Origin of the sequence: Sphingomonas crocodyli, assembly GCF_004005865.1 — a bacterium.
In the GTDB taxonomy this organism is placed as follows: Bacteria; Pseudomonadota; Alphaproteobacteria; order Sphingomonadales; family Sphingomonadaceae; genus Rhizorhabdus; species Rhizorhabdus crocodyli.
Window position 1 is genome coordinate 1,580,272 of record NZ_SACN01000001.1, and the last position, 22,227, is coordinate 1,602,498.

The following is a 22,227-nucleotide window of genomic DNA, read 5'->3' on the forward strand; positions in this document are numbered from 1 at the left end:
GGTCCGCCAAGGCCGCCACTAAATTGCTGAACGAAGTAGGTCGGAAATGCGCGCCCGACGCTTTCCAGACTAAGTAACCCGCCAAGCGCCTTCCCATTGAGCACGGGGAACGCGGACCAAGCCTTCGGGCTCGCCTTCGACGTTGCCGACGAAATAGGCGAAGTCGGTCATGGCAACGCCCGTCGATCCCTCGAAAAGCACGATGTCACCACGGCGGGCGAGGGCGGGCGGGATTTGATCGCCCAGCTTGGCGGTTACGAGTGCTGGGATGCTGTCGAACCCGATCTCGCGCAGGAGGCGAATGCCCGACGCCATCGATCGGTATTTCCGCCGCAGCCCGCGCGCGTAATCGGTGCCGGTCATGGCCTTCACGGCATTGGCGGCGTGCATCATGCAATCATGCGAGCCAAAGGCATAGCGCTTCGTGCGGACGCTATCGAGATAGTCCGCCAGGCGATGCTCCCAATCTACCCGGCGCGTCATTGGAAAGCGTTCCACAGGCCGCCGGTGGGCAGGTTGAGGCCCATGCCCGACGCGGCGAGGTTGTTCGTCTCGGTCCCGTTTGCGATCGCCACCGATGCCTCTGCCGACAGATCGCCGCTATCGAACTCAGTCTGCGAGAGGTAGGATCGCCCCGAAGCCTGGGTGAGCGAAGCGAGGTACGTTTCCGCACTCAAGCTGATCGTCGAGCTTTCCCGGCCGAACTGGAATGTCGGCGTCGACATGTAGCCGGTAAAGTAGGGATCGGGGCGCCCATACATGGCGAGTGTGGGGCTGAACATCGCGCGCCACAGCCGCACGACCCGGCCGCGCCACTTCGACACGTCGCCGATCACGTTCATAAGGTCGGTATCCAGCCCGATCAGGCCCGAGAGCGTGAAGGTCACGGTTTCAGCCCCGCGCTCGTTCATCTGCACATCGCTGACGTTGATCGGCTGATTGTCAACCGGGCTATAGGTGAAGCCGTCGAGATCCCCGTCGCCGGTGCCCGAGAATGCCACACCATAGGGGAAATCGGTGAGGCGCATCGGGCCGTCGGCGAAGTCGAGCAGGGCAAAGCGGAACGGCCGGATGACGGGCTGATCAAGCGCGGCGCTATGAGCGGGATCGAGCGCCATTTAGAACGCCTCCTCCACCATGAACCCCGGCACGGTCCAGTCACCGTCGTCGTTCCACGGATCGGAGTTGTCGATGATGCTCGTCTCATCCTGCGCCAGCGAGACGAGGGCATACGGGAGGCTGACTTCGACGATCGCGTTGTCCGCGACAGGTGCGCGCAGCCAGCGGTCAAAGGTGAGCGTCGCAGCACCACCCACCGGGTTCACGTCTGCCATGAGCCGCATCAGCTGATCGTTGACGGTGATATACTGGCCGGCCTTTAGCCCGGCCGCTCCCCAGCCATCGGTGTTTAGGCTGAACCCGATCTGGCCGCCGCCGTTCGCGCGCACCGTGATGCCGGTGATCTGGGGCTTGCGAACCGCGATCAGGCGGAAGCTATTGCCCCGACCCTTGAGTGCGCCGAAGAACGCATTCCACGCCCAAAAGTGCTCGTCCTTGTCGAGATTGAAGCTGGCCACCTCCGCCATCCAGCGGGGCGCTGCGGGAAGCTCCGTCACCTTGCGATGGCTGGTCCATTCAGACTTGTTCACCTGTGTGGGGGCGTTGTAGCGCCAGCCCTTTCCGATAATCGTGGGGCAGGTGGGGAGTATAATGACCGCCATCAGCCAAGGCTCCCCGGCAGGCGGGGGCGCTGCAGTGTGCGCATCGTGCCGGACTGCGCAGCCGATGCCGCAACCCGGCCCACCTCAATCGCCTGCTGTCCCGATCGCGCAAGGATCATCTCGGCGAACTGGTCATTCATGACCGCACCCTTCGCGTCGACCTGAATTGTCTGCATGACAGTGACGCCGCCACCGGGCCGCGCGGCGTTCATCCTTCCGAGCGGGATGACGTGCCCAGCCCCCAGCGGTTGCCAGCCCTCGACACGCCCTGGCGCGGCGCTTTCGTTCACGCGCACCATCTGCCCGCCGGCCGTGTATCCGCCCGAGGCCCGGCCGAAGAACGATCCCGCCACCGACGAGAATGCCGACGACAGGTTGCCTCCGATACTTCCGCCCTTGGTGGACTGAAGGATCGTGAACTTGGCGAGCAGCAGCGCCAGCACCCGCAAGCCCTCGCGCTCGAAGGTCTGCCAGATCGAGCCGGTGCCGCCGAGGAAGGCGTCTTCGTAGATCGAGGCGAGGGAGCGGATCTGATCTTCCTCGTTGCGGTATAGCTCCTCGGTGGCGCGGCGCTGGGCATCGACAGCGGCCTTGCGGCCTTCGGCCATAGCGGCGTCGGAGGCCTTGACCTGATCACCCCATCCGCCGGGTTTATTGAGGATTTCGTTGATGCCGCGATCCTGCGCGGCGGCGAATTGCTCATCCTCCTTCCGAAGACGCGCAAGCTTCTCAGCCTCGGTTTCGATCGCTTTCGCATTCTCGACGCGGGTGCGCGTCTCCGAAGTCTTGGTGGCCACGGTGCGCTTGGATGCAGCCTCCTCCGCCTCGATCCGAGCATTGGCCTTCTGCATCAGGGACAGCCGGAGTTGGCCCTGTTCCAGCAGATCCTTGTTGGCCTGCAGTTCCTTCTGCATGGCCTCGGCGCGGCGATCATTGGCATAATTGCCACCGAGATTGGCGGCCCTACCGCCGGTCGACACCGAGAGCTTGTCAATCTCGCCTTGGATGCGATCGACGTTCGCCTGGGCGAGCAGATTGTCGACGTTCTGCTGCGCCATCGCCGCGAAGCGACGGCTTCCGGTCGTCTCGTTAAGGCTGCGCAGCGCGTCGTCGGCGTCTTTCGCACGCGCTTTGAGGTCGATTAGCGAATTGCTGAAAAGGTCGGCGCCGTCCTTAGCCGCCTTGCCCGCTTCGCCTGCATTCAGGAGATTGGTGACAAGCGGAAGCATCGCCGACGCGACCGCCAGAATGCCCGGCAGTGCGATCCCTTTCAGTGCCGCGCCAAAGCCGACGCCCGCCGCCTTCATCTCGTCGAGCGCGTCGATCACCTGCGGTCCTTGCTGCACGATGATCAGGAAGGGCGAAGCGCCGCCGCCGAGTTGGACGCCGACGTCGGACACCTGCCGGCCGAAGTTCTTCGTCGCGGCGGCCCCGCGATCCGACATTTTGACGACCGCATTTTCTGCGCGCCCAGCAGACGTAACGATCGCCTTGGTCGTATTGTCGACAGTGCCGCCAAAGCGCCTGATATCGGCGTCCGCCTTGTCGACGTTCGCGATGAGATCGACGACGACACTATCAGCGGTAACGGCCATGAAGGGGAGATTGGTACTATCGCCAGCGCCAGCGTTACCGCCGTCACCAAAGCCATGATCAGTACCTCGACCAAGCCACCTTTAGTCGCAACGTACGTTGACAGCGTCCACGCTAATGACCATCACGTCAGTAGGCGAAAGGAGTGAGACATGACGGACGCTCAACGCCGTACTGCCATTATCGGCCTTATCAACCGACATACTGCGGCCAACACGGCCAGCAAGAGCGTTGCTCGCGCGTCGCTGATCAAAGAGGGTACTTACACCTCCGATGGTCAGGTGAAACTAGACCGCCGCGACCCGCAGTATCCGCGCAAGCAGGGTTGAGCCGGCTCGCAACGTCGTTCGTGCTAGGCTACCACGGCTGCGACGCCGAGGTGGCCGCCGAAATCATCAACCAGCGAGCCGAGCTAATCCATAGCGATCGAGATTTCGACTGGCTTGGGCCGGGCGCATATTTCTGGGAATCCGATCCGGTCAGGGCGCGAGAGTGGGCCGAGTGGAAGGTTGGCCGTGGCGATTACAAAGAGGCTGCCGTCGTCGGAGCGGTGATCGACCTCCGAAATTGCCTTGATCTTCAAAATGCCGAGGACCGTGAACTTATGAGGGCGGCTCACGGATCGTTTGCGATAGTCCAGAAGAAATCTGGATTGCCCATGCCCGTCAACAAGAGCGCTCCAGGCCAGCCAAATGCCGATCGGATACTCCGCTATCTCGATTGCGCAGTTTTCCGACATCTGCACAGCATCATTGATGAGCAGCCTGACGGACCATACCGCGTTGAGCCATTCGACACAGTCCGAGGAATGTTCACCGAGGGTGATGCGCTTTACGAGGGATGCGGCTTTACAGCCAGATCCCATGTCCAATTAGCGGTGCGCAACAACGCCTGCATCCTCGGACTTTTCTACCCGCCCGCCACATAGCTTAGTGCATGTGCGCCTTCATGGCGGCCCGGAGCATGTCGATCTTCTCGGGATCGGGGGCGGGCTTCTCGCCACTGTGACGGGCGTTCCATTCCGCCAGCATCCCGCCATATTGCCAGAAGTAGAGGTCACGCCAGTCCACGCCCATCATAGCACAGTTGACCATAACCTCATCTACGCGGAGCGCGGTTTCCTTGGGGGCTTTGCCGCCGGCGCCTTGGCCGGCGCGGCTTTTTTTGGCGGGTCGTAGCCCTCCACAGCGGCGCGGAGGATGGCGAGGGCGAGTGTCCACCGCTCGACGATCGGGGCGGTGTCGACGTAGGTTTCGACGAGGGACTTGGCGCGGATCGCGGAGACGTTGACCTCTGCGCCGTTCACCTCGCCCTTGCCGCCGCCGATCAGGCCCAGGCGGATAACTTCGCGGCAGTCGAAGGCGGATGCGCGGCCGAGATGCGGATTGCAGACTACCTCGCCCTCGATGACCGCGACGCCCGCGATCAGATCAGCATATAGCTCGATCGCGCCCTTGCGGCGCTGGTTGCCTGCGGCGTCGATATAGCCGCAGGTCTTCTCAAGCTCGATCTGCTGGGGGAGGAGGAGCGCGAACTTGTACTCGCCGTCCGCGAACGGCAGAATGATGTCGGTGGGCAGGCTCAAGAGGCCGGCACCCACTCCCAGCCACCGTGCGAGGCGATGGCGACCTCGCCAGAGCTATCGCCCTGATCGGTGAGGCTCATGTTCTGCGACGTCATCACGCCCTGATGCTCGTAATGGCCGAGGAGGACGCCTTCATCGGAACCGTCGCGCTTGTAGAGTTCGGTCTTGTAGTTCTTTCGGATGCCGAGTGCGGCTTCGAAGTCCTCGATCTGGTCGACGTTCACGAGACCCGAACCGGAAACATCCAACTGCTTGCCGTTCACGCGGACGGTGCGAACCGGCACCTGACCCGGCTTCTCGCAATCCTGCGTGAAACGGTCGGTGGTGTTTGCCGTCTTGTTGATATTGACGGACGTGATGCCGCAGAGGATTTCGAACACTTCCGTGGGCGTCGCGCCATTGCCCATGCGGACAAGTACGAAATCGGGATCGTTCGGGATCGACATGCGCAGCGCTCCAAGGTTCGGAGCGGAGGCTATGGGCGGTTAGGTTGGGTCGTTACCGCCGTCAGTAGAAACGAGGCGGAGCGCACGGCGGGCTTCGACGGCCTCGCGATCGGCGATAGCGTTAGTCGATATATCGATGCCCGACCGAAAGATCAGGGCGCGAAGTTCGAAAGCCAAGCGCTCCATGTGCTTGGCATCGTCGCCTCTCATCATCGAGCCGTTGCGCTCAAACTCGGCGAGCATGGTCTGAGAGACGTGATCTGGAACGATGCCAAGCTGCATCAGGCGCACGATGATCCGCCCGAAAAGTTCAGCCCGGATGTCCGCATCGGTCATTCCGGCGTGATGACACATCAGGAAAGGTGGCGCACGCGGAAGTTTTGAACGGTGTGATAGCCGCCCGCCTCTTGGGCATCCTGCAGAAGCTGCGCGCCAGTCCAGCGGATGCGCACCGTCCCGCCGCCTTCAAGCGGTAGGCGCTTGCCATCCAGTGCGACGGCGATTGCGTCCCCAATGCGGGAGGCGTGATCCTCGGCCGTTTCGATCAGCTGCGAGCCTTGGCGAACCCCGCTCGTGAAGCCGTGCACAGCAAAAATGCTCTCCGCCCCGTTTATGCACGCACCGCGAACCGGCGTGACGGCGCTCAGCACGCCTGTTTTGACGAGCGGCCAAGCCGGGTTCGCCGGGACGGTTTGCGGAAAAATGGAATCCGCCGGGATGATGGCGAGCAAGGGGGCATCGGCCTTCAATTCGGCGAGGGCTGCCCTCCTGATCTCCCGGTGCCGAGCGCGTGCCATCACAAACCTTTCAAAACATCGTTCACCACATTGCGGACCATCTTCGTCACTTCGGCGCGGTTTTTCTCGACTGCAGGCCTCATGTAGGGGCGCTCTGGCAGAGTGATCGTGTGCGGCTTTGTCCGCGGCAGGTAGGTCGACAAGATGTTGTCATCAGGCACGAACACAGCGAGACCGTTCCCGCCGATGAAATAGGCAGTCCCGCCGGGGTGATTGATCGTGCCGCCGAATTCTTGGATAGCGGCGTAGGGCGCATTGCTGCTGATCTGAACCTTCAACGGCTCGACCTGGTTGGTCTCGATGTTATTTGCCAGCGTCCCACTATCATTGTTAGGGGCAGTTCTGGGCGCAGATGGCTGATGGTTGGCGCCTGTGACCGCTCCGTCGGTAATGCTGTTCTGAGCATCAGTCTGGATTTGCTGGCCGGCCGCAAAGAGAGCCGCCCCGACCTTCCGAACCGCAGCGGGACCAGTGATCGCATCCAGGCGCTTCTTAAAGCGGTCGCCCCCTTTTACTTTAGCCATCGCCACGCCAGTCGATGCAAGATTTTCCAGATGGTCGCTTGGTTGACGCCAAACTCGCGGGCTAGCTCGTTCTGAGATTTTCCGACTGCGGCGCGAATTGCCTTAACGTCATCCTCGGTGAGTTTGGCGTTATGAACGTCTTCTCCCAATTTCATCGTGCCATGCTCGTAGCGGTCGGCTGCGTTTTCAGTGACCGTGCCCCACCGTAAATGCTGCGGATTAACGCAACCCTCATGGCCCATACCGCAAGAGTGCAGGGCCGCATGATCGGCGGATGGCGGCTCTCCATGCGCCTTGCGGCACATTTCCCGATGCGCGCCAACAAATTCTCCTGCCTCGTTGTTGAGACAGCCGTATCCATTTCCACGATCAGCGAATGGCCATTTCAAGCAATCTTCGCCGACGTGGGCGACATGCGCGATCAGCCAAGCGAGCGGCTCGCCAGATGCCGCCCTGAACTCGGCTCCCTTGTTTGGGTCACCGTATCTCCACCGGCGCTTATAGTGGGCACCGCAAAGCATCGAGCGGGAAGAGGCTCCCTGCTTTGAGCATCCAGGCATAGCGCATGGCCCATATTGGGTGGGGCGACGAACAGAAGCGAGAGGGTCGCCATACTTGCGCCACTTAGCGATATGAGCTGAACACCACCCGCGACCTTTCACCGGCTTGCCGCAGCCGGCGATCGAGCATAAGCCCGCCTTAGCCATTTCCGATCCTTCCGCGATCGTATTGGTTAGAGCCGAGCGTGGTGTTGGTAGCACCCGTTCGGCTCGAAGTTCCTTAGCGGAATCGTCGAATTTCGGCAAGGCTGCACTAGCCACGGCGCCCGCGCCCGCTATGATAGACGCTCATCGGATCGCGCTCCAACTGGCTGACGCGCCACACCCCGGCAAACGGGCCTTCCAGCACCTCGACCTGCGCATCGGTATCGATCGATCCGGAGAGGGTGGCGGCAAGGATGAGGAAGCGGACGTCGCCGTCTGCAAAGCCCTCTGCACGCATCGCCTCGGTGGCGGCGTCGAACTGAACCTGGCAGTCGCGGCGAACCTCGACACCGGGCGAGACGATCGACCCGCCGGCGTCATAGACCGCATCGGTGAAGGTGATGACCTGGGCGGGATGATAGGGGCCGCCAAAGACCGCGCTGATCTGCTGCGCGATCCCCGCGAACATGGCGGGCACGTCCATCAGAGCACCCAAGGGGGCAGGGGGCCAGCGTAGCCGTTGTATCCGGGGTTGCAGGGGCCGTCGGCGATACCGCCACTTACGCGAGGCCCAGCCTTCGATGCCCGGAGCAACGCCTGAAACTCGATGCCGTAGCGAGTGGCCTTATACCCGCCCTCTGCCGCGATCGTGGCGGCGGTATCGGAAAAGGCGACGTCGAAGCTACCGGACTTGAACCGGGTGACGCCAGAAGGGATCGAGCCCCCAGCACCACCGCCCACGCCGCCGATCGTCATGTTGTGAGCCGCCAGCGCCATCTCAGCAACAGCCCGGTCGCCCTCGATCCAGCTATCGTCGACAGCGCGGAGGCTGTCGGTCAGCCAGTATTGGATCGTCTCGTCAGGGACGGACGCGAATGCGGGATAGCGCATCTTGAGGGTGGCCGGGGTGGCGGGTTGATAGGCCATCCCCCATCGTCGATCGGGGAGACTTCGACCGTTACCGCCGTCAATGCCCCCCCCCCCAGAATTGGGAATGGTCGATCGCTGGGGGAGGTGATATCCCCACCTAGCCCTCAATCTGTTGGACCGGTGAGGGTGGAGGCGGCGGCGCGCTTTGTGAAACGGCGCGCCGCCGTCGTTCCGTCAGAGGCTGTTGTAGCCGCCGCGCTTGAGCTTGCCCCAAGTGTTCGGATAACCGTTCACCTGGCCGGTCTTGCCGGTGGCGACTTCCTCGTTGTGGCGGTCGGAATAATAGGCCGACTTGCCCTTGGCGCTGAGCTTGGCGACCAGCTTTGCTTCTTCGCTATCCATGTCGATTTCCTTCCAGTTCTACGGTGAAGACCTTTGCGACTTCCTCGGCCCCTACGAGCTTTGCGAAGCGGGCCATCTGCTCGTTATCGTTGCGCGCGGTGAAGGTGACGAACCTACCCGCGTGGCGCTTGGTGAAGGTCTGAAACATCTGGGCCAGAAGCGCGGGACGCTCCTCGCAGACGTAGATGTTGTCGATTTCCAGCCTATGCCCGTGGTCCGTCCACGAGCAGGTCGCAACGACGTTTGCCCCGTCCTTGATCGTGATACGCCATCCCTCGGCAGAGGCGCAGGGGAAGGGGCCGATGATCATGGTTACAGCACCCAACCTTTGGCTAGCAGTGCGCTCAAAACAATCTGAGCCGCCGCCGCATAGCCCGCATCAGTCATATGCACATCCGTAGGCTGGAATGCTGTAGGCAATTGGTCAAACCCGAACCGCGTTGCATCCGCATAAGGCTGTCCGGGACCGCCGAGAGCTACGAGAGCCGAGCGCCAATCCAGGAAGTTGTTTGGGTACAGCGCAGCTAGCTCAGCGTTCAACGCGGCGAGTTCATTATATCCAGTTGCGCCTAACCGTTCGTCAGCGGTGGGGTCATTCAGGATTGAGAATACAAGGAAGCGGCCCTCCGAGTACGTGTTGTAGTAATTTACCGCAGCCGCGATACCATCCTTTACGTCCTGCTGCCACGACGCGCCGTGAGCGAAGAAATCATTGCGGCCGAACTCGATCATGCCGATAGCGCCGTAAAGATTTACGCGCCTACGGACATTTGGCCACAGCGCATTAGCGGCAAGGCCGGGAAAGCCGTTGTTGAACACGGTGAGCGAGGGGCGCAGGGACTTTATAACTCCCGGCCAACACTTTTGCGCTGCGGTTGCGAACTGATCGCCAGTAGACCCGGTCGATGAGGCTTGCCCCGCAGTGAGACTATCGCCGTTACAGACGAGGTATCCCGCCAGCTTTTCTGGCTTTCGCGGGGCACCTACGATCCCGGCTGAAAAATCAGTCAGAAGGCCAGTGGATGACTTGCCTCCGATGCCCACACGAGTGGCGTTTTTCGGGCCGGATGTCGTACCAGTTTCAGCACCGTTAATACCTGTCACGGTGTTAACCAACGCCCCGTTCACAAGTAGACGAGCCTCGTCACCAACGGCCTGAAGCTCCATGACATCTCCTGCCACAGCGGTCCATGCATAGGTTGTCCCCACGACGCCAGCGCCTACGGTGTTGTCTTGGTTAACTCGGAAGAACCGCGATCCAGTTCCGGGGGTGTAATCGGCGGCAACGAAATTTCCGTTCCCCTGCAAGCGAACAACGAGGAACCGCGTGCTACGGCTGCTCGTCATTGTCGTGCGGACGTAATGATCCAGCGAGTCCATGTTTTTGCGGACCGCCGCCGTCGAACCGATGTTAGAGGTATCCGCAAGCCTAGCTTCATTCGACAGGATCGTGATGTTATTGGGGTTAACGCCAGTCACAAGCCAATCAGGGCTTGCCGATAGCAGGCCGTCAGCCCTGTCGAAATTGTCGGCAAAAGCCGTTATGCCGCTGGCTACTGCCGATGACGCCGAAGTGAGCGTTTGGGCTGAACCATTAGTGCCGCGATACGAGAGCGAGAAACCGTTATCGAGACCCTGTACAACGTAGGTTGTCGCTGTTGCACCGGGGATAACCAGTCCATCGCGCAGCCACTGCATATTGTTTGTATAAGCACCCGGCGTTGCGGTTAGCGTCTGCCCCACAACTGGCGAGCCGGTCGGAGCGGGGAGCCCGCCGCCCGCGCTATCATCATTCGTGATCGTGATGACCCTCTGCGCCGATACCGTGGGATAGGCGGCGAGAGTTGCGGTGATGATGATGGTCTCGTCGGCTTCAACGGCAGTATCGCTATTGATGGAGACATCGAACGACGCGGAGTTCTGGCCGCTCGGGATCGTCACGCTGGCGGGCGGGGTCGCGTAGTCGGATCCGCTCGTGGCCGTGCCAGTATAGGCGAGGTTGACGACGAGAGCGCCTGTCACGCCATCGCGGTTGGCGGTGACGGTGGTGCTGACGGTCTGCGAGCCGCTGTTGCCCTCGGCCACGCTGACGTTCGCGGAGATCGACAGGCTGGGCGATGGCGTCGGGATGACGGGGGTGCCCACATCCGACTGCACCGTTGCCCCCAGATCGTCCTCGGCATAAACCTTGTAGACGATCGAGCCGTCGGGCTGGACGTTGCCCGCGACGCGCCAGCGCACGAGGGTTCGCCCGCCGCTCAGCGAGGCGATGGCCTGCGCGCGAAGCGATGCCTGCGATGCGGCAAGGATATCGATCCGGCTATCCCGGTAGCCCTGTCCTACGCCCGGCTCATACTCACGGATCGAGAGCGTGGACACCTCATAGGGAAGCCCGCTCGACATCACGTTGCCGTTGACGGTCGAGAAGCCGGGGGCGCCGTCGTTCAGCACCTCCACCTTGCCGGTGGTCAGGCCGGTGAGTTTCGCCTGAAACGGGCGCCCCTGAACGCCCTGAGTTACGGAGAGGGTGAGCGCGCCGAGTGCCATGGCGGGGAGGGTGGAGCGATGCTCCCTGTCCCGTTACCGCCGTCAGGCCCTCGGCTTAAGGTGGTGAACCCGGATGAGGCCGCATCGAGAGCATCTGCACACGAGCCGGCGAGGGTTGTACGTTGCCACCCGCCGTCGCCAGCGATGCAATCCAAAAGAGCAGAGCAGTTTCATCGCGCGCCCTTAGCGAAGGATTTGTTGCAGCTTGATTAAGCGTCGGCGCTCAAGAAAGGGGCCGCCACCCGAAGGTAGCGGCCCGAGTGTCCCAGGGAGGGGGGGGGGAGGGGTTAAGCGAGCAGTTCGTCCTGGCGGGCCTTGAGCGCGGCCAGCGCACCCGAGCGCGACTTGCCAGCGGTCTCGGCGGCGATCAGCTTCTCGATCTCATCCGCATCTGTCATGGTCTGCAGATGCTCGGTCAGCTTCTCGACACTCTGATCGAGCGGGCCGGGTTCGCCCGAGGGCTTGTTCGCGGCAGCGAGCTTCGCTTCGAGTTCGGCGACTTTGGCTTCCGCCTCGTCCGCGCGGGCCGTCTCGTCCGCGAGCGCAGCCTTGAGCCGATCGATCTCGGCCGTCGCCTCGGCGGGCGCATCGCCCTTCTTGCCGAAGTCGGGCAGGTCGCCGAGTATGTTCACCTTGCGGCCCTCGATCTCGATGTGGTGGCCATCCTTCTCGGTGCCACCGATCGCGATTTCAGCGCCCGGTTCCACCCAATGGGTTGCGCCGCCTTCGAGGTTGATACCGCGCGGACCGGCCGCATAATTCGTATGCTTCTTCATGTCGCCGATCCTTAGATGTTGTCGCGGTAGCTCATCGTCTTCGGACGATAGAGCTCGAACTGGCCGACGTTCATGATCCCGTCCACACGCCACGTCATGGACGAGGTGGCGAAGGGCGCCATGAACTCGAACATGCCGGGCAGGAAGAACTCCATGTTGTCAGGGTTCTTCTCGTAGGCGATCATGCGTGCCGTGCTCGACGCGCCGGCGGTCGCCAGTTCGCGGCTCGGGCGGATGTCCAGCGGCCGGCCGGTGATCGCGGTGAAGCTGTTGTTCTTCTGGATGAAGGCCAGCAGCGAGTCGCCGGTGTTGGTCAGCTGGGTGTTATTGATCGCCAGGAACTTGGTGGTCGGCAGAAGCAGCGTGTCGGCAACCGCGGTCTCACCCGAGTTGGTGTAGACGTCGGTCAGGACCGTGTTGATGTCGGCCATGATCTGGGCGACGGTCGCGGTGCCCCACGAACCGGTGGGCGCATTGGCGGTCGGCACGTTCGCGTTGTTGATCAGGCCGGTGAAGTTCTTGATCGTCGAACCGCGGATCACGCGATCGTAGACGAACTTCTCCGCGACCATGCGGGCGGCCGAAGCCTTCCGCTCGCCCAGAGGCACGCCCATGCGCGAGGAGCGGTTGACCTCCTGCAGGCCGAGCTCATAGCCGACGCCCGCCAGATAGAAGCCGGTCGAGCCCTGCGACAGATTGACCGAAGCGTTCGGGATATCGAAGCCCTTGCCGCCGACGTAGTTAGCCACGCCTGCGATGTCGCCCGAATAAACGAGCGTGCCGATGTCCCACATATCGCCTTCGGTGTTGACCGGGACGAGCCCGGCATAGTCGAAGCTCGGATATTTGGTCTCGAAGACGCGGCTGTGCGTGCGGTAGAGCGCGGGGATCGCGAACCCGGCCGCCTGCTGCGCGTCGGTGAAGATCGGGCCGCCGTTATGGCCCATGCCAGCATGCATGTTCATTCTTGGTCCCCCTTACTGCTGGACGACGCGGAGCTTCACGGGCGCGCCGCTGGACACGGCCTCCATGAAGGTCGCCGGAATGGCGGTGTTGCCCGACGACGAGCTGGTGAAGGCGCCGGCGCTGGTCACATAGACCGCCGCGTCCTTCGCCACGTTCGCGCCTGCCAGAACCCAGATGTCGCCCATGTCGCAGAGCGAGATGTTCGCATACTGCGGATAGACGTCTGCGACGCCTCCGATCGGAGGCACGACGCCTGCGTCGGCGATGGCAATGCCCTTGAACTTCGTGCCGGGCGTGCCGGTGATGCCGCGCGGGTTGGTGCCGCTGAAACACGCCTTGCCGAAGGCGATACCGGCCGCGTCCTCGACGGTGCCGCTCGGGCGCGCCGTGGTGTTGCCGTCCGCAAGCATGCCCGGAAATCCGGGCGTGTAGTCGGTGGCGTAGCTGTTCTGAATCGTGATGGCCATGTCGCGGTCCCCTTATGCGGCGTTGGCAGCGGCGGGCTGCTTCCAGGCGTCGGACAGCGCCTGCTTCTGCTTGGCGCGCGACGCCTCGTATTCGGCGCGGGCGTCGCCCACGCTGATCGGCTGCTGCGTGATCGCATCGCGCAGGGCGTCCGAGCCGGCGGGCGTCAGCGCGGCGAAAGCGCCCTCGATCGCGGCGTCGCTCATGTCCTTGGCGGCATCGCCCAGGCGGGCGAGCACGACACCCTTGCGGATTTCCGCGTCGGTCTTGCCGTCGGTGACGACCGCAGGCGCGATCTTCTTGGCGGTGTCGATCAGTTTGGCGCGGGCATCGGCGAGCGACTGCAGCTTGGCCGGGGTCACTTCCGCGTCCGCGACCTGCTGCTTGAGAGCGGCGATTTCGCCGTCCTTCGCTTCGATCGTGGTCTTCGCCGTCGCCAGTTCGGCGGCAACGCCGTCCTTCGCGGTGGTGAGCGTGCCGATCTGGGCCTGCAGCTTGCCGATAACAGCCTCCGCAGCATCGGTGACGAGCAGCGGAAGCCCGTCGAACGTGATAGTCTTCGTGGTCATTTCGCCGTCTCCAATGCGAAGCGAAGGGCCGCCGCGTGCGCGGTCGACAATGGCAAGATGGTTGATGCGGATTCCGCGCTGGATCGCGTCGTAGGCCTCGCCATCGGCCGTCTGGCCGGGGGTCCAATCGAGCGTGCAGTCGTAACCCATTGAGATTTCGCGCTTGCCTGCCAGCACGGTGCTGATCGCCTCGGCGTCGCGCAGTAGGAACGGCACCCGGATCGCCTCGCCGTCCTTCACGATGTCATCGGAAGCCACTTCGCCGACGGCGTGGTCTTTCCAGTTCCAGGGGGTGACGGCCTCGCGGGGGTGGTCGATCGTGACCGGGGCCGCGGCAAACGAGCGCATGCTATCGCGGCTGAAAACTTCCTCGGCCGGCCGATAGACGCGGACGCGGGACATGTCGGGCTTGCCGACTTCGTAACCGGCATAATCCTGGATGCCGACGCGGGCGGCCAGCACCGAAGCAACCATGTTGCCGGTGCTATCGCGGCGCGCCCCGTCGAGGGTCAGGGTGTCATACAGTTCCACATGCGGAGTTCTGCCGATGGGAAACCGCGGCAGTTACCGCCGTCAGATTAGCCCGGAACGATCAACCCTGAGCTCGACGCTTCGCTCGGCTGCGGGCGCGGGCCATGTTGCGGCACTTGCGACATTGGCGCCCTGGCCGCGATGGGCTTACATACAGGTTATCACCAGATAATGGATGCCCTAGCGGGCACTTATCTTTGTCGGCCGCTTGCCCCGCCAAGATGATCCCGACCGCCTCGTCGGCGGTTCGGCCTTGTTTCATATGATAGTTGATGTGGCTCGACGTGAGACCAGTTTCCTCGCACAGTTCAATCATAAGCATTGAACGGCCTTGATAGGTCACATAGCGATTATTCGACTTATTCCTGCTGCCCTGCGTCCGATCGATTGGCATCGTCATTGCCGTCTCAGGGGCCAAGCCGCGATCAATGCGACCGAGGAGGGCCGATCTAGACAGCCCGGATCGACGCGCTGCCTCCGAGACGTTTATCAGTTCGCCTGCGACTTCGATTTTGTGAGCCGCTATCGTGTTGTCGGCTTGCTCAAAGGGCGTCGCCCAGCGGCAATTTCCGGGCTCGTAGTTGCCGCGACCGTCAATTCTGTCGAGCGTCATGCCTGGCGGTCGATGACCCATGTCGCGATAGAAGGCATCAAAGCTATGCCGCCACTCCGCGCACACAGTTATTCCCCGGCCGCCGTAGCTCGGATACGAAATATCCGTCGCCTTGAAGCACCTGTTCCTCATGGCTTGCCATGATCGATAGGTTCGCGACCCTGTCATCCCATGTGTGCGATTTTCACGCGAGGCGCGCTCGGCAGCGTAGCAACCGCAGCTCACAGTAACCGACTTGGTCAGCTTCCAAGGGCTCACGCTGCGCATGGCCCCACAATCGCATCGGCAAAGAGCCATTCTATAGCTGCGAGTAGAAGTTTCATACAGCTCGGCCTCGGCAAGCACCGTCAGGCGACCGAAACGGGTGACGCCGCCTAGAATCTCAAATAGAGAACGCTTAGCCATCTCGATGTCCTATCATCGTTGTGGTCAGGGCCGGGCGCTGCTCCAACAGCGTTCCGGCCCGATCAATATACAGACGATCTACTTCAATTCCAACCGCGCGCGAGCCCTGCATCCGCAAAAAGGCAATGAGCCGGGTGGCCCGTCTTGTGGCGGTTTGTCATAGCGAAATACGTCGCCGTCACGAGCGATGTGTTCCTTGCGGCCGTGCTTTTTATGACTCCACATCCATGTGTAAGTCTCAAGGCCTGCGTCCGTCGCTCGCTCTTGATCGAGGGCCGACGAAAACTTCGTAAGCTGATCGCTGGCGATGTTCATAGAGCGAGTGCGGGACATGCCGACGATTTCGCGCAACTGGCGGGCGAGGTCGCGGGTGGGGACGTTGCCGCGCGCCGCTGCGAACACGGCGTTGGCGATGCGCTGCTGCGCCTGGGCGTTCACGTCCTTGATCAGGCTCACGTTCCACGCAATGGTTTCGGCGACGGATTGTGGCTGGCCGGATGCGAGCAGGACTTGCTCGATGTCCACGTTCGTCGCAGACAGGACGGCACCCCGCCACTGGCCCGTATGCCAATCCGACACGCGAGCAGCCCATTCCCGAAGCTCCGGCAGAAGCTGCAGCACGAGGTCGGACAGTTCCTTGCCGATGGCGTCGAGCAGGTCGGAGAGGGAGGAGATGGAGTCGGTGAACTGTCCGGAATTTCCGGATAGTTGGTCCCGCACCGCGATCGACCGCTCGTATTCGGCGAGCACGCGGGGCAGGGCGGCGGTCCATGCGTTGACGACGGGGCGGTAGCAGCGGGCGAAAAGCGCCTGCGCCAGCATCCCCGGCGGCGCGATCGGGCGAATGTCGATCGTTTTGCGGCGGGGGTTCTGGGAGCGCCGGACGAGGGTGGCGAGGTCGTAGCGCATCAGGGGCGACCTTCGGGAAACTCCCAACGCGTGCACACCGATCGCACCGTCGCCTGCACGCGGCCACCGATTATGATCGTGCCAGCGCGCGGCTCATGATGGAGGCACTGACCACGATCGGTGCATCCGGTCAGCACCGACACCGCGAGCAATGCTACGATGAGTTTCATTCCTCGCTGACCTTCTGCTTCCAGTCGAGGTCCAGCGCCTCGAAGATTTCCGGGCCAAACCGCAGCACCCCGTTGAACGGCTTGAGCGCGTCCAGATCGATGTCAGCCGGCACCCCGTAGCTGATCGTGATATGCGGGGCGTATTCGGGCCAATCGTGCGACCCGCCTGCCTCGATCATCTCGCGGTGGCGCCATTCTAGATCGGGCGCGGCGAAGCGCAGGACGACGGCGTTCTCGCCCAGGCGCTCGATCACGCGCGGGCCACCGGGGCGGACGGTGATTTGCCCCTTCTCGTCCTCGCTCCATGCTCGGCCCATTTTCATCGGGTCGACCGGCGAGCGGGAATAGAGGATGGTCACGTGCATGTCGGAGGCGGGCAGGGTGGTGTCGAAGCCGTTATCCTTCGCCCAGGCGATCAGGTCGGCGGCGTTGAGCAGCTTGCGCTGGACGTAGAGCGGGCGCGGGGATGCGTCGGCGAGCCAAGTCGCAGCGTCGTTCGCGGCGACGCGCTGGCCAGCCTGTAGCGCGCTCGGGTCTTCCTCGTTGGTATCGTCGTCGTTGCTGGCGTTGAGGCCGAAGCGTTCATCTGGGGGGATTTCCGCCAGCGCACCGTCGAGGCCGGGAATCCAGCCCTTCTCGGAAAGCAGGTTCTGATACCCCTTCGCAAATGCCTCATCGGGGATCGCGCCCGATGTCCGCACCTTGTCCATGGCGTCGGCGGTGGCCTTGAACGTCTCGGCCTCCTCCTTCTCGCTGGGCGTCGAGAGTGGGGCGAACTCCCACCACACATCCCCATCGGGAGCGCCAAGCGCCGTTGGCACGAGCACCACGTCAAGCTGATCGATGCAGGGGCGCAGGTCCAGATCCTGCCGCGCCTTGATGGTTTTGTGCCAAAGCTCGATGTCCGACGCGCCGGTCGCGTTCTGGCCATCGGGCGACTTTCCGAGCATCACGGTCGCGGGCATGTCGAATGCGCCGCATACCATGCCGAGATAATTGTTGTTGATGTCGGGGATGCCCGCCCAGGTCATCTGGCGATCCTCGATCGTCTCGCCGCCCTTGGTGCCGTCGCCGCTGTCGTAGAAGGTGACGCCGAACATGGACTCGCCCAGCGCCATCGCCTTCATGCGGGCGGACAGAATGCGCTCGCCGTCGGCGGTCGCGGCCATCTGGGTCATGCCCGGAATGCCGATGCGACGATTGCGCGCGTCCTTGATCAGCGCCGCGAACCCGTTCTGTGCCGTGTCGCTGTTCTGCACCGCGTCGAGCACGGTCTGAACCTTGCTGTCGCCCCAGAACTGCTCCTCCCACGATCCGCCGCGGATGTCGGGGATCGGATCGCCACGGAAGGCGATCACGCGCGAGGGGTGGATATTGACCGGAAGTCGGCCGCCGGTGTTCAGCGTGTAGAAAGTCGGATAGCCATACCATTCATCGGCCGGGTCGGTGCGCATCGGCCCGAGCGTCAGGCGCGACTTATGCCAGACGTGGAGGCTGCGCAGCTTGCCGGGGCTGTCCGGGTTGATCGGCGCGTCGGGGCGATCGTTCCCGATCCACATCACCATCGCGGCGCCGCCCAAGCCGCGCAGGATCTCCGCGCGCTTGAGCTTGTTCCAGAGGTCCAGCTTGCGCTCTAGCGCCTCAAGCTTCCTGATCTGATCGGCGTCGGCCTGCCAGTTACGGCGCTCGCGCACCATCTCCGTCGCGGGCTTGTCGATGCCTTTTCGGCAGAGCCAAGACGCGCGGTAGGTCGCCTCGATCTCATAATCTGAGAGGCGGCGGAAGAAATAGGCGTTGTAGGAGCGCGGGTCGCGGCCGGTGCCAGCCCCGGTCAGCGCATTCAAGATGCCGTCGGCGAACGGGGTGTTCATGCGCGAGAGGGTGGGCGATGGGGATGGCGGGAGTTACCGCCGTCAGATACCCTTCTCCCGGGGAGGACCGGGGGTGGATCGTTCAGTATTGGCTGGAATGGCGGCAGCAGCCACTATCGCAACAAGCACTGGGTTCGGCTTAGCGGTAGGCGCAGACGCAAGCCTCATTGCTTTTATCAGAGAACTTGGCGCGCAGAATGTCATCGCAGCAACCGCTGTCATCGTTGCAGGCCTCGCACTTCGGACAACTGCTCGATCGAATGCAATTGCGCGCGACACAGCCCGCCACCAGCTTCGAGCCTACGTCGGAATCGCAAAAGCGACGATCGATCCACAGGATGAGGTGATCACATTCTGGTTCAAAAACACCGGCCAGACACTAGCGTCCGAGCTCTACATTACATCGCGTGGACCGCGCGATATCGAGCATGCGGCAAGCCCGCTCGGTTTCCTGCAGCCAGGTCAGGAAGTGCATGTCCTGAACTATCGCGGGAGCCCGCAAAGCTACGATGCAGGCTATACGGTTCGCGTGGCCTTTCGCTACCATGACATCTATGGAGATATCTGCCACGAGTGGCACTTCGCGTATCATGTGCCAAGCGGGCCGATTAAGGACGGTAGCGTCGAGTTAGTGTCCGCTGGTGGCGCCTCCTATATCGCCCATTCGATAACAAGCGCGCACCTCTGCGCTAAGAGCCATGCTGCCCTAGCAGCGGCATCAAGATAGCCATGCCGACGCATTGTAGGAGCTACCGTTCAGCATCAACTCGGTGAGCGCCCAGACGAGGGCATCAGCACGGTCGGGCGACCCATCCCCGACATATCCCGCCGAGGTGAAGTTGCACATCTGGTCCTCAAGATCGGCGAAAGTGCCGACGTGGCTGACCTTGCCCTGCTCGTATAGCGCGCTGATCGGTTCGGCGCGCACGACCTTGCCGCGGGAGGCGACGACCTCCTTGAACGCGACGTTCTTGTCGGCCGTGGCGACGGTGAAGCGGACCATATCGCCGCCGAAGTTGCGCTCGCCCAGGACGCGATCGGCCTGCCAGCGGTGATACATGTCGACGGTACGGCGGCCCCAGCCTTCGGGGCTCATCTGACAAGTAGCATCGGCAAGGATATAGGCGCGTCCATCCACGCCGACGCCGGCAACCACAATGCCGATGTCGTCGCCTGTCCCATCGCCCTTAGTGCCGGAAGGGTCGACCGCGACGACGATGCGGCGCATCTCCGGGGCTTCGGCTACACGGTGGCGATCGATACCGGGTATCTCTTGGGCGGGGATCACAGTGCCATCGTCGAGCGTCCGCGCCTCAACCTTGCGATCATCGAGCGCCCATAGCGCGCCGTTGACCTCGCTCGCCCATTCACCGGCTTCGAAGCGCAGGCGCTTTGCAGCGGACATGCTGGCGAGCACCTCGAAATATTCGGCGGGGAGATTGTCGGCGTTGTCGGACGGATTGACCTTCATCTCGACGTAATCGTCGGGGTTCGGCAGGGCTTCCTTTGTCCCCGGCTTCACCTTTGAGCGGAATAGCTGGAACGACCAGTGCAGCTTTGATGGCGGGTTGCAGTCGAAATAGGCTTTCAGCGCGAGGTGTGTGCGGCCGGTCGCGGCGGCAATCTCGGGGGCGAGTTCGCACTTCTGCGCCAGGCGGCTCATGGCCATCTCGATCGATGCCCACGGGATCTGCGAGGACTCGTTGAAGTAGAGCGTCACATATTCGGCGCCCAGGATCTTCTCGACGCGCTCCTTATCGTCGAGACCGGCGATCCAGACTTGGGAGCCGTTCGGTAGCTCGACATAGAAGTCGGTCTTGTCCCAGCGCGCTCGAAGTGTGGGGAAGCATAGCTTGAGCACCTTGGGGAGGGTATCCGCCCAGATGCTGGTCTTTGCGTGGTTGAAGCGGAAGCGGAAGATCGCATGGCGTGAGCCGGGCGCGTTGATTGCGCGCTGGATAATGGCGCGGACGAGCAGGAACGTCTTGCCCGATCGCGAGCCTCCGCGCAGCATGATGTTGCGGGCTGGGCTGGCGAGAAGGCGGTTGGCTTCGCGCTGGCGGGGGGTGAGTTGGGCAGTCACAGGCGGTAGAGCGGCCGCTCCTTGGGCCTGTTGCGTTTGCCTCTGCCGATGCCGACTACCGCGCCGTCATTGACCCCGGCGCGCACCGCTTCCCAATGCGCGACCTCGTCGCGATCAGCATATTGCCACTGGTTCGACGCAAGCCCGCGGATGGTATGCGCTCGCTTATCGCCGATCGGGATTCCTTGGCGCAGGGGCTGGATGCCGATCATCTCACCCTTGAGCGGATCGCGCTGGCCTGCCACCGGATCGAACCAGATGTCGGTCACGATCGCATAGGCATATCCATGATCCTTCTCATGGCGGACAGGAGCAGGATCATTTGCGACACCGGGCGGGGGTTTGCCGTAGGTATCCCAGCGCGAGATGATGCGCTGCATAAGCTGATCGCCAACCTTCACGTCCGAAAATCGTCCGCGCCCGCGTTTCCGCTTCACGCGTGGATGATCGTCGATCCAGTGCTTGCCTGATCCGTCATATACCCAAGTCACAGTCCCGCATCCTCGCTGCTGACGGTGATCGCCATCGGCCCGCCGTCGGCGCCAGCGTGCTTGATCATGTCGCCGTATCGCTTGGGGTCCCACTTCGCGAGGAGCTTGAGGCGCAGTTCGGCCCGGTTCTTAGCCCATTGCACCGCTGCGCTATCCATGCGCTCGCTCGATCGTTCGCCGTCCGTGATCGAAATCACCCGCCCCGGCTCCTTGTCGATGATGTCCAAGGCATCGGTAGCGATCACGTCAAATCCGATCTCGCGTGCGCGCGCGAAGCGTTGGGAAAGATTGCTGTCCGCCTCCAACCAGTCATAAACCGTGCTGGGGTTCGGCATGTTGGGCGCAGAGCATAGCGTGGTGAGGGGCGTGCCTGCGCTGATCCCCTCTATGATAATCCGGTCTATCTCGGGCGTGCGGATGGTGGGACGTCCCGTCTTCTTGGGTGTCGCAGCCTTCTTCCGCTTCGTGGGCTGTCGGGTCATGGCCTTCCCCTTTTTGCAAGGTCGCGGAGATCGCACAGGGCGTCGGCGGCGCGGCGCGACTGGCTGGCCATCGTCCACATGGGAACGCCAAGCCACACCCCGAGGATGAGCAGGACGATTGCGGCGTTGTCGCTCATACCCGCCCCCTGTGCTTGGGCTTCGAGAGGATGGTCGTCACCACCCCGTCGCGGATCATGGCGCGGTGTCCGGAGCGAAGGCGGATGGAGGGCGCGTTCATGCGGACAGCCATCTCCGCGACCGGGGAGGATAGCTCGGCGCGGATGTGCTCCATGTCGATGCCGTAGACCCTTTCGAGGTATCTCAAGATTGCGTGCTCGCTGATCGTGACGGCGGGCGTGGGTGCGGTGGCCATGATCATTCCTCCTGCCCGGTGAGCGCGGCGGCCTGGCGCGCGCGGAGCTTGCGCCCCATCACGTAATCGGAGCGGCGCGAGCCGATCCGGTTCTGGCGGACATGCGCAGCCCGCTCGCGGATCAGACTTTCGCGGCCTTCCTCATCAATCCAGCGGCGGATGCAGCGCCAGTTGGTATTGAATATCTCCTCGATCGCACCATCGGGGCCAGCCCATCCGTTGCGGATGAAGACGGCGCGGAAATTAGGCGGGCGAGGGCGATACGGGCGGATGAGGCCGGTATCCGGCTTGCGGCGCGGCGGGTCAGCGTCAGCCATTCTCTTCCCCCTTGGTG

The 22,227-nt window shown here is 62.8% G+C and carries 34 protein-coding genes; 4 read left to right on the plus strand and 30 right to left on the minus strand.

The features are described 5' to 3' along the window. Positions 1-69: 69 nt before the first annotated feature. The 4 genes from EOD43_RS07440 to EOD43_RS07455 are packed head-to-tail and all read right to left on the minus strand — an operon-like array spanning position 70 to position 3,166. Positions 70-483, minus strand: a complete 414-nt coding sequence (locus EOD43_RS07440; RefSeq protein ID WP_127742547.1) for a DUF6950 family protein — start codon at positions 481-483, stop codon at positions 70-72. Further along, positions 480-1,118 carry a hypothetical protein gene (locus tag EOD43_RS07445; protein WP_127742549.1) on the minus strand — a complete coding sequence of 213 codons (639 nt, stop codon included), beginning with the start codon at positions 1,116-1,118 and terminating at the stop codon, positions 480-482. The genes EOD43_RS07440 and EOD43_RS07445 overlap by 4 nt, the downstream gene beginning before the upstream one ends. Next, complete coding sequence (locus tag EOD43_RS07450) at positions 1,119-1,721, minus strand: hypothetical protein (protein WP_127742551.1); 603 nt, start codon at positions 1,719-1,721, stop codon at positions 1,119-1,121. Then, a complete protein-coding gene (locus tag EOD43_RS07455) occupies positions 1,721-3,166 on the minus strand; it encodes a phage tail length tape measure family protein (RefSeq protein ID WP_240653233.1) in 1,446 nt (481 codons plus the stop codon). Before EOD43_RS07455 ends, EOD43_RS07450 begins: the two co-directional genes overlap by 1 nt. On the opposite strand from EOD43_RS07455, the gene EOD43_RS23960 reads away from it, so the two are divergent. Genes EOD43_RS23960 through EOD43_RS07460 form a run of 3 tightly spaced genes read left to right on the plus strand, consistent with a single transcriptional unit; the run spans position 3,059 to position 4,242 of the window. Continuing rightward, positions 3,059-3,463: a hypothetical protein gene (locus EOD43_RS23960; RefSeq protein WP_240653250.1), complete on the plus strand. Its 405-nt coding sequence runs from the start codon at positions 3,059-3,061 to the stop codon at positions 3,461-3,463. The two genes, EOD43_RS07455 and EOD43_RS23960, sit on opposite strands and share 108 nt — an antisense overlap. Positions 3,464-3,466: 3 nt before the next feature. Then, complete coding sequence (locus EOD43_RS23585) at positions 3,467-3,643, plus strand: hypothetical protein (protein WP_164857145.1); 177 nt, start codon at positions 3,467-3,469, stop codon at positions 3,641-3,643. Positions 3,644-3,693: 50 nt separating this feature from the next. Continuing rightward, positions 3,694-4,242 (plus strand): hypothetical protein, encoded by a 549-nt coding sequence (locus EOD43_RS07460; RefSeq protein ID WP_206363502.1) that lies wholly within the window; start codon positions 3,694-3,696, stop codon positions 4,240-4,242. Between the two features lies 1 nt (position 4,243). Here EOD43_RS07460 and EOD43_RS23590 read toward each other — a convergent pair whose 3' ends face one another. The 20 genes from EOD43_RS23590 to EOD43_RS07545 all read right to left on the minus strand — a co-directional run bounded on the left by EOD43_RS23590 (position 4,244) and on the right by EOD43_RS07545 (position 18,464). Beyond that, positions 4,244-4,408, minus strand: coding sequence for a hypothetical protein (locus EOD43_RS23590; protein ID WP_164857146.1), 165 nt, complete (start codon positions 4,406-4,408; stop codon positions 4,244-4,246). Between the two features lie 8 nt (positions 4,409-4,416). After that, positions 4,417-4,899, minus strand: coding sequence for a GTA-gp10 family protein (locus tag EOD43_RS07465; RefSeq protein WP_164857147.1), 483 nt, complete (start codon positions 4,897-4,899; stop codon positions 4,417-4,419). Continuing rightward, the gene (locus EOD43_RS07470) at positions 4,896-5,345 is read right to left on the minus strand and encodes a hypothetical protein (protein WP_127742560.1); all 450 of its coding nucleotides are present in this window, start codon (positions 5,343-5,345) and stop codon (positions 4,896-4,898) included. The genes EOD43_RS07465 and EOD43_RS07470 overlap by 4 nt, the downstream gene beginning before the upstream one ends. A gap of 39 nt (positions 5,346-5,384) precedes the next feature. Next, complete coding sequence (locus tag EOD43_RS07475; protein WP_127742562.1) at positions 5,385-5,681, minus strand: hypothetical protein; 297 nt, start codon at positions 5,679-5,681, stop codon at positions 5,385-5,387. 17 nt (positions 5,682-5,698) lie between these two features. Then, positions 5,699-6,142: a tail completion protein gp17 gene (gene gp17, locus EOD43_RS07480; protein WP_127742564.1), complete on the minus strand. Its 444-nt coding sequence runs from the start codon at positions 6,140-6,142 to the stop codon at positions 5,699-5,701. Further along, positions 6,142-6,666: an HK97-gp10 family putative phage morphogenesis protein gene (locus tag EOD43_RS07485; RefSeq protein ID WP_127742566.1), complete on the minus strand. Its 525-nt coding sequence runs from the start codon at positions 6,664-6,666 to the stop codon at positions 6,142-6,144. The genes gp17 and EOD43_RS07485 overlap by 1 nt, the downstream gene beginning before the upstream one ends. Next, positions 6,654-7,373 (minus strand): helix-turn-helix domain-containing protein, encoded by a 720-nt coding sequence (locus EOD43_RS07490; RefSeq protein WP_127742568.1) that lies wholly within the window; start codon positions 7,371-7,373, stop codon positions 6,654-6,656. The genes EOD43_RS07485 and EOD43_RS07490 overlap by 13 nt, the downstream gene beginning before the upstream one ends. A 106-nt stretch (positions 7,374-7,479) precedes the next feature. Beyond that, positions 7,480-7,854: a hypothetical protein gene (locus tag EOD43_RS07495; protein ID WP_127742570.1), complete on the minus strand. Its 375-nt coding sequence runs from the start codon at positions 7,852-7,854 to the stop codon at positions 7,480-7,482. Then, a complete protein-coding gene (locus EOD43_RS07500) occupies positions 7,854-8,297 on the minus strand; it encodes a DUF4054 domain-containing protein (RefSeq protein WP_127742572.1) in 444 nt (147 codons plus the stop codon). The genes EOD43_RS07495 and EOD43_RS07500 overlap by 1 nt, the downstream gene beginning before the upstream one ends. A 177-nt stretch (positions 8,298-8,474) precedes the next feature. Next, a complete protein-coding gene (locus EOD43_RS23595; protein WP_164857148.1) occupies positions 8,475-8,642 on the minus strand; it encodes a hypothetical protein in 168 nt (55 codons plus the stop codon). Continuing rightward, positions 8,635-8,952: a hypothetical protein gene (locus EOD43_RS07505; protein WP_127742574.1), complete on the minus strand. Its 318-nt coding sequence runs from the start codon at positions 8,950-8,952 to the stop codon at positions 8,635-8,637. Before EOD43_RS07505 ends, EOD43_RS23595 begins: the two co-directional genes overlap by 8 nt. Positions 8,953-8,954: 2 nt before the next feature. After that, positions 8,955-11,189: a Calx-beta domain-containing protein gene (locus tag EOD43_RS07510; RefSeq protein ID WP_127742576.1), complete on the minus strand. Its 2,235-nt coding sequence runs from the start codon at positions 11,187-11,189 to the stop codon at positions 8,955-8,957. 287 nt (positions 11,190-11,476) lie between these two features. Beyond that, complete coding sequence (locus EOD43_RS07515) at positions 11,477-11,965, minus strand: hypothetical protein (RefSeq protein WP_127742578.1); 489 nt, start codon at positions 11,963-11,965, stop codon at positions 11,477-11,479. Between the two features lie 11 nt (positions 11,966-11,976). Further along, positions 11,977-12,930: a DUF2184 domain-containing protein gene (locus EOD43_RS07520; RefSeq protein ID WP_240653116.1), complete on the minus strand. Its 954-nt coding sequence runs from the start codon at positions 12,928-12,930 to the stop codon at positions 11,977-11,979. 12 nt (positions 12,931-12,942) lie between these two features. Further along, the gene (locus EOD43_RS07525) at positions 12,943-13,398 is read right to left on the minus strand and encodes a structural cement protein Gp24 (RefSeq protein ID WP_127742580.1); all 456 of its coding nucleotides are present in this window, start codon (positions 13,396-13,398) and stop codon (positions 12,943-12,945) included. A 12-nt stretch (positions 13,399-13,410) separates the two neighbouring features. Beyond that, the gene (locus tag EOD43_RS07530) at positions 13,411-14,496 is read right to left on the minus strand and encodes a DUF2213 domain-containing protein (protein WP_240653117.1); all 1,086 of its coding nucleotides are present in this window, start codon (positions 14,494-14,496) and stop codon (positions 13,411-13,413) included. Between the two features lie 61 nt (positions 14,497-14,557). After that, positions 14,558-15,514, minus strand: coding sequence for a hypothetical protein (locus tag EOD43_RS07535; RefSeq protein WP_127742582.1), 957 nt, complete (start codon positions 15,512-15,514; stop codon positions 14,558-14,560). Positions 15,515-15,592: 78 nt separating this feature from the next. Then, positions 15,593-16,423, minus strand: a complete 831-nt coding sequence (locus EOD43_RS07540) for a phage minor head protein (RefSeq protein ID WP_127742584.1) — start codon at positions 16,421-16,423, stop codon at positions 15,593-15,595. Continuing rightward, the gene (locus EOD43_RS23600; RefSeq protein WP_164857149.1) at positions 16,423-16,593 is read right to left on the minus strand and encodes a hypothetical protein; all 171 of its coding nucleotides are present in this window, start codon (positions 16,591-16,593) and stop codon (positions 16,423-16,425) included. The genes EOD43_RS07540 and EOD43_RS23600 overlap by 1 nt, the downstream gene beginning before the upstream one ends. Beyond that, positions 16,590-18,464 carry a phage portal protein gene (locus EOD43_RS07545; protein WP_127742586.1) on the minus strand — a complete coding sequence of 625 codons (1,875 nt, stop codon included), beginning with the start codon at positions 18,462-18,464 and terminating at the stop codon, positions 16,590-16,592. The genes EOD43_RS23600 and EOD43_RS07545 overlap by 4 nt, the downstream gene beginning before the upstream one ends. A gap of 73 nt (positions 18,465-18,537) precedes the next feature. Between EOD43_RS07545 and EOD43_RS07550 the strand changes: the two genes are divergently transcribed. After that, entirely contained in the window at positions 18,538-19,191 is a 654-nt protein-coding gene (locus EOD43_RS07550) for a hypothetical protein (RefSeq protein ID WP_127742588.1), read from the plus strand. Here EOD43_RS07550 and EOD43_RS07555 read toward each other — a convergent pair. The 6 genes from EOD43_RS07555 to EOD43_RS07575 are packed head-to-tail and all read right to left on the minus strand — an operon-like array spanning position 19,183 to position 22,210. Then, the gene (locus EOD43_RS07555; RefSeq protein ID WP_127742590.1) at positions 19,183-20,547 is read right to left on the minus strand and encodes a phage terminase large subunit; all 1,365 of its coding nucleotides are present in this window, start codon (positions 20,545-20,547) and stop codon (positions 19,183-19,185) included. The two genes, EOD43_RS07550 and EOD43_RS07555, sit on opposite strands and share 9 nt — an antisense overlap. Continuing rightward, the gene (locus EOD43_RS07560) at positions 20,544-21,038 is read right to left on the minus strand and encodes a hypothetical protein (protein WP_127742592.1); all 495 of its coding nucleotides are present in this window, start codon (positions 21,036-21,038) and stop codon (positions 20,544-20,546) included. The genes EOD43_RS07555 and EOD43_RS07560 overlap by 4 nt, the downstream gene beginning before the upstream one ends. Then, on the minus strand, positions 21,035-21,520 hold the full coding sequence (locus EOD43_RS07565) for a terminase small subunit-like protein (RefSeq protein ID WP_127742594.1): 486 nt from the start codon (positions 21,518-21,520) through the stop codon (positions 21,035-21,037). The genes EOD43_RS07560 and EOD43_RS07565 overlap by 4 nt, the downstream gene beginning before the upstream one ends. Next, a complete protein-coding gene (locus EOD43_RS23605) occupies positions 21,517-21,657 on the minus strand; it encodes a hypothetical protein (protein ID WP_164857150.1) in 141 nt (46 codons plus the stop codon). The genes EOD43_RS07565 and EOD43_RS23605 overlap by 4 nt, the downstream gene beginning before the upstream one ends. Then, positions 21,654-21,893 carry a hypothetical protein gene (locus EOD43_RS07570; protein ID WP_127742596.1) on the minus strand — a complete coding sequence of 80 codons (240 nt, stop codon included), beginning with the start codon at positions 21,891-21,893 and terminating at the stop codon, positions 21,654-21,656. The genes EOD43_RS23605 and EOD43_RS07570 overlap by 4 nt, the downstream gene beginning before the upstream one ends. Before the next feature lie 2 nt (positions 21,894-21,895). Further along, the gene (locus tag EOD43_RS07575) at positions 21,896-22,210 is read right to left on the minus strand and encodes a hypothetical protein (RefSeq protein WP_127742598.1); all 315 of its coding nucleotides are present in this window, start codon (positions 22,208-22,210) and stop codon (positions 21,896-21,898) included. Positions 22,211-22,227: the final 17 nt, after the last annotated feature.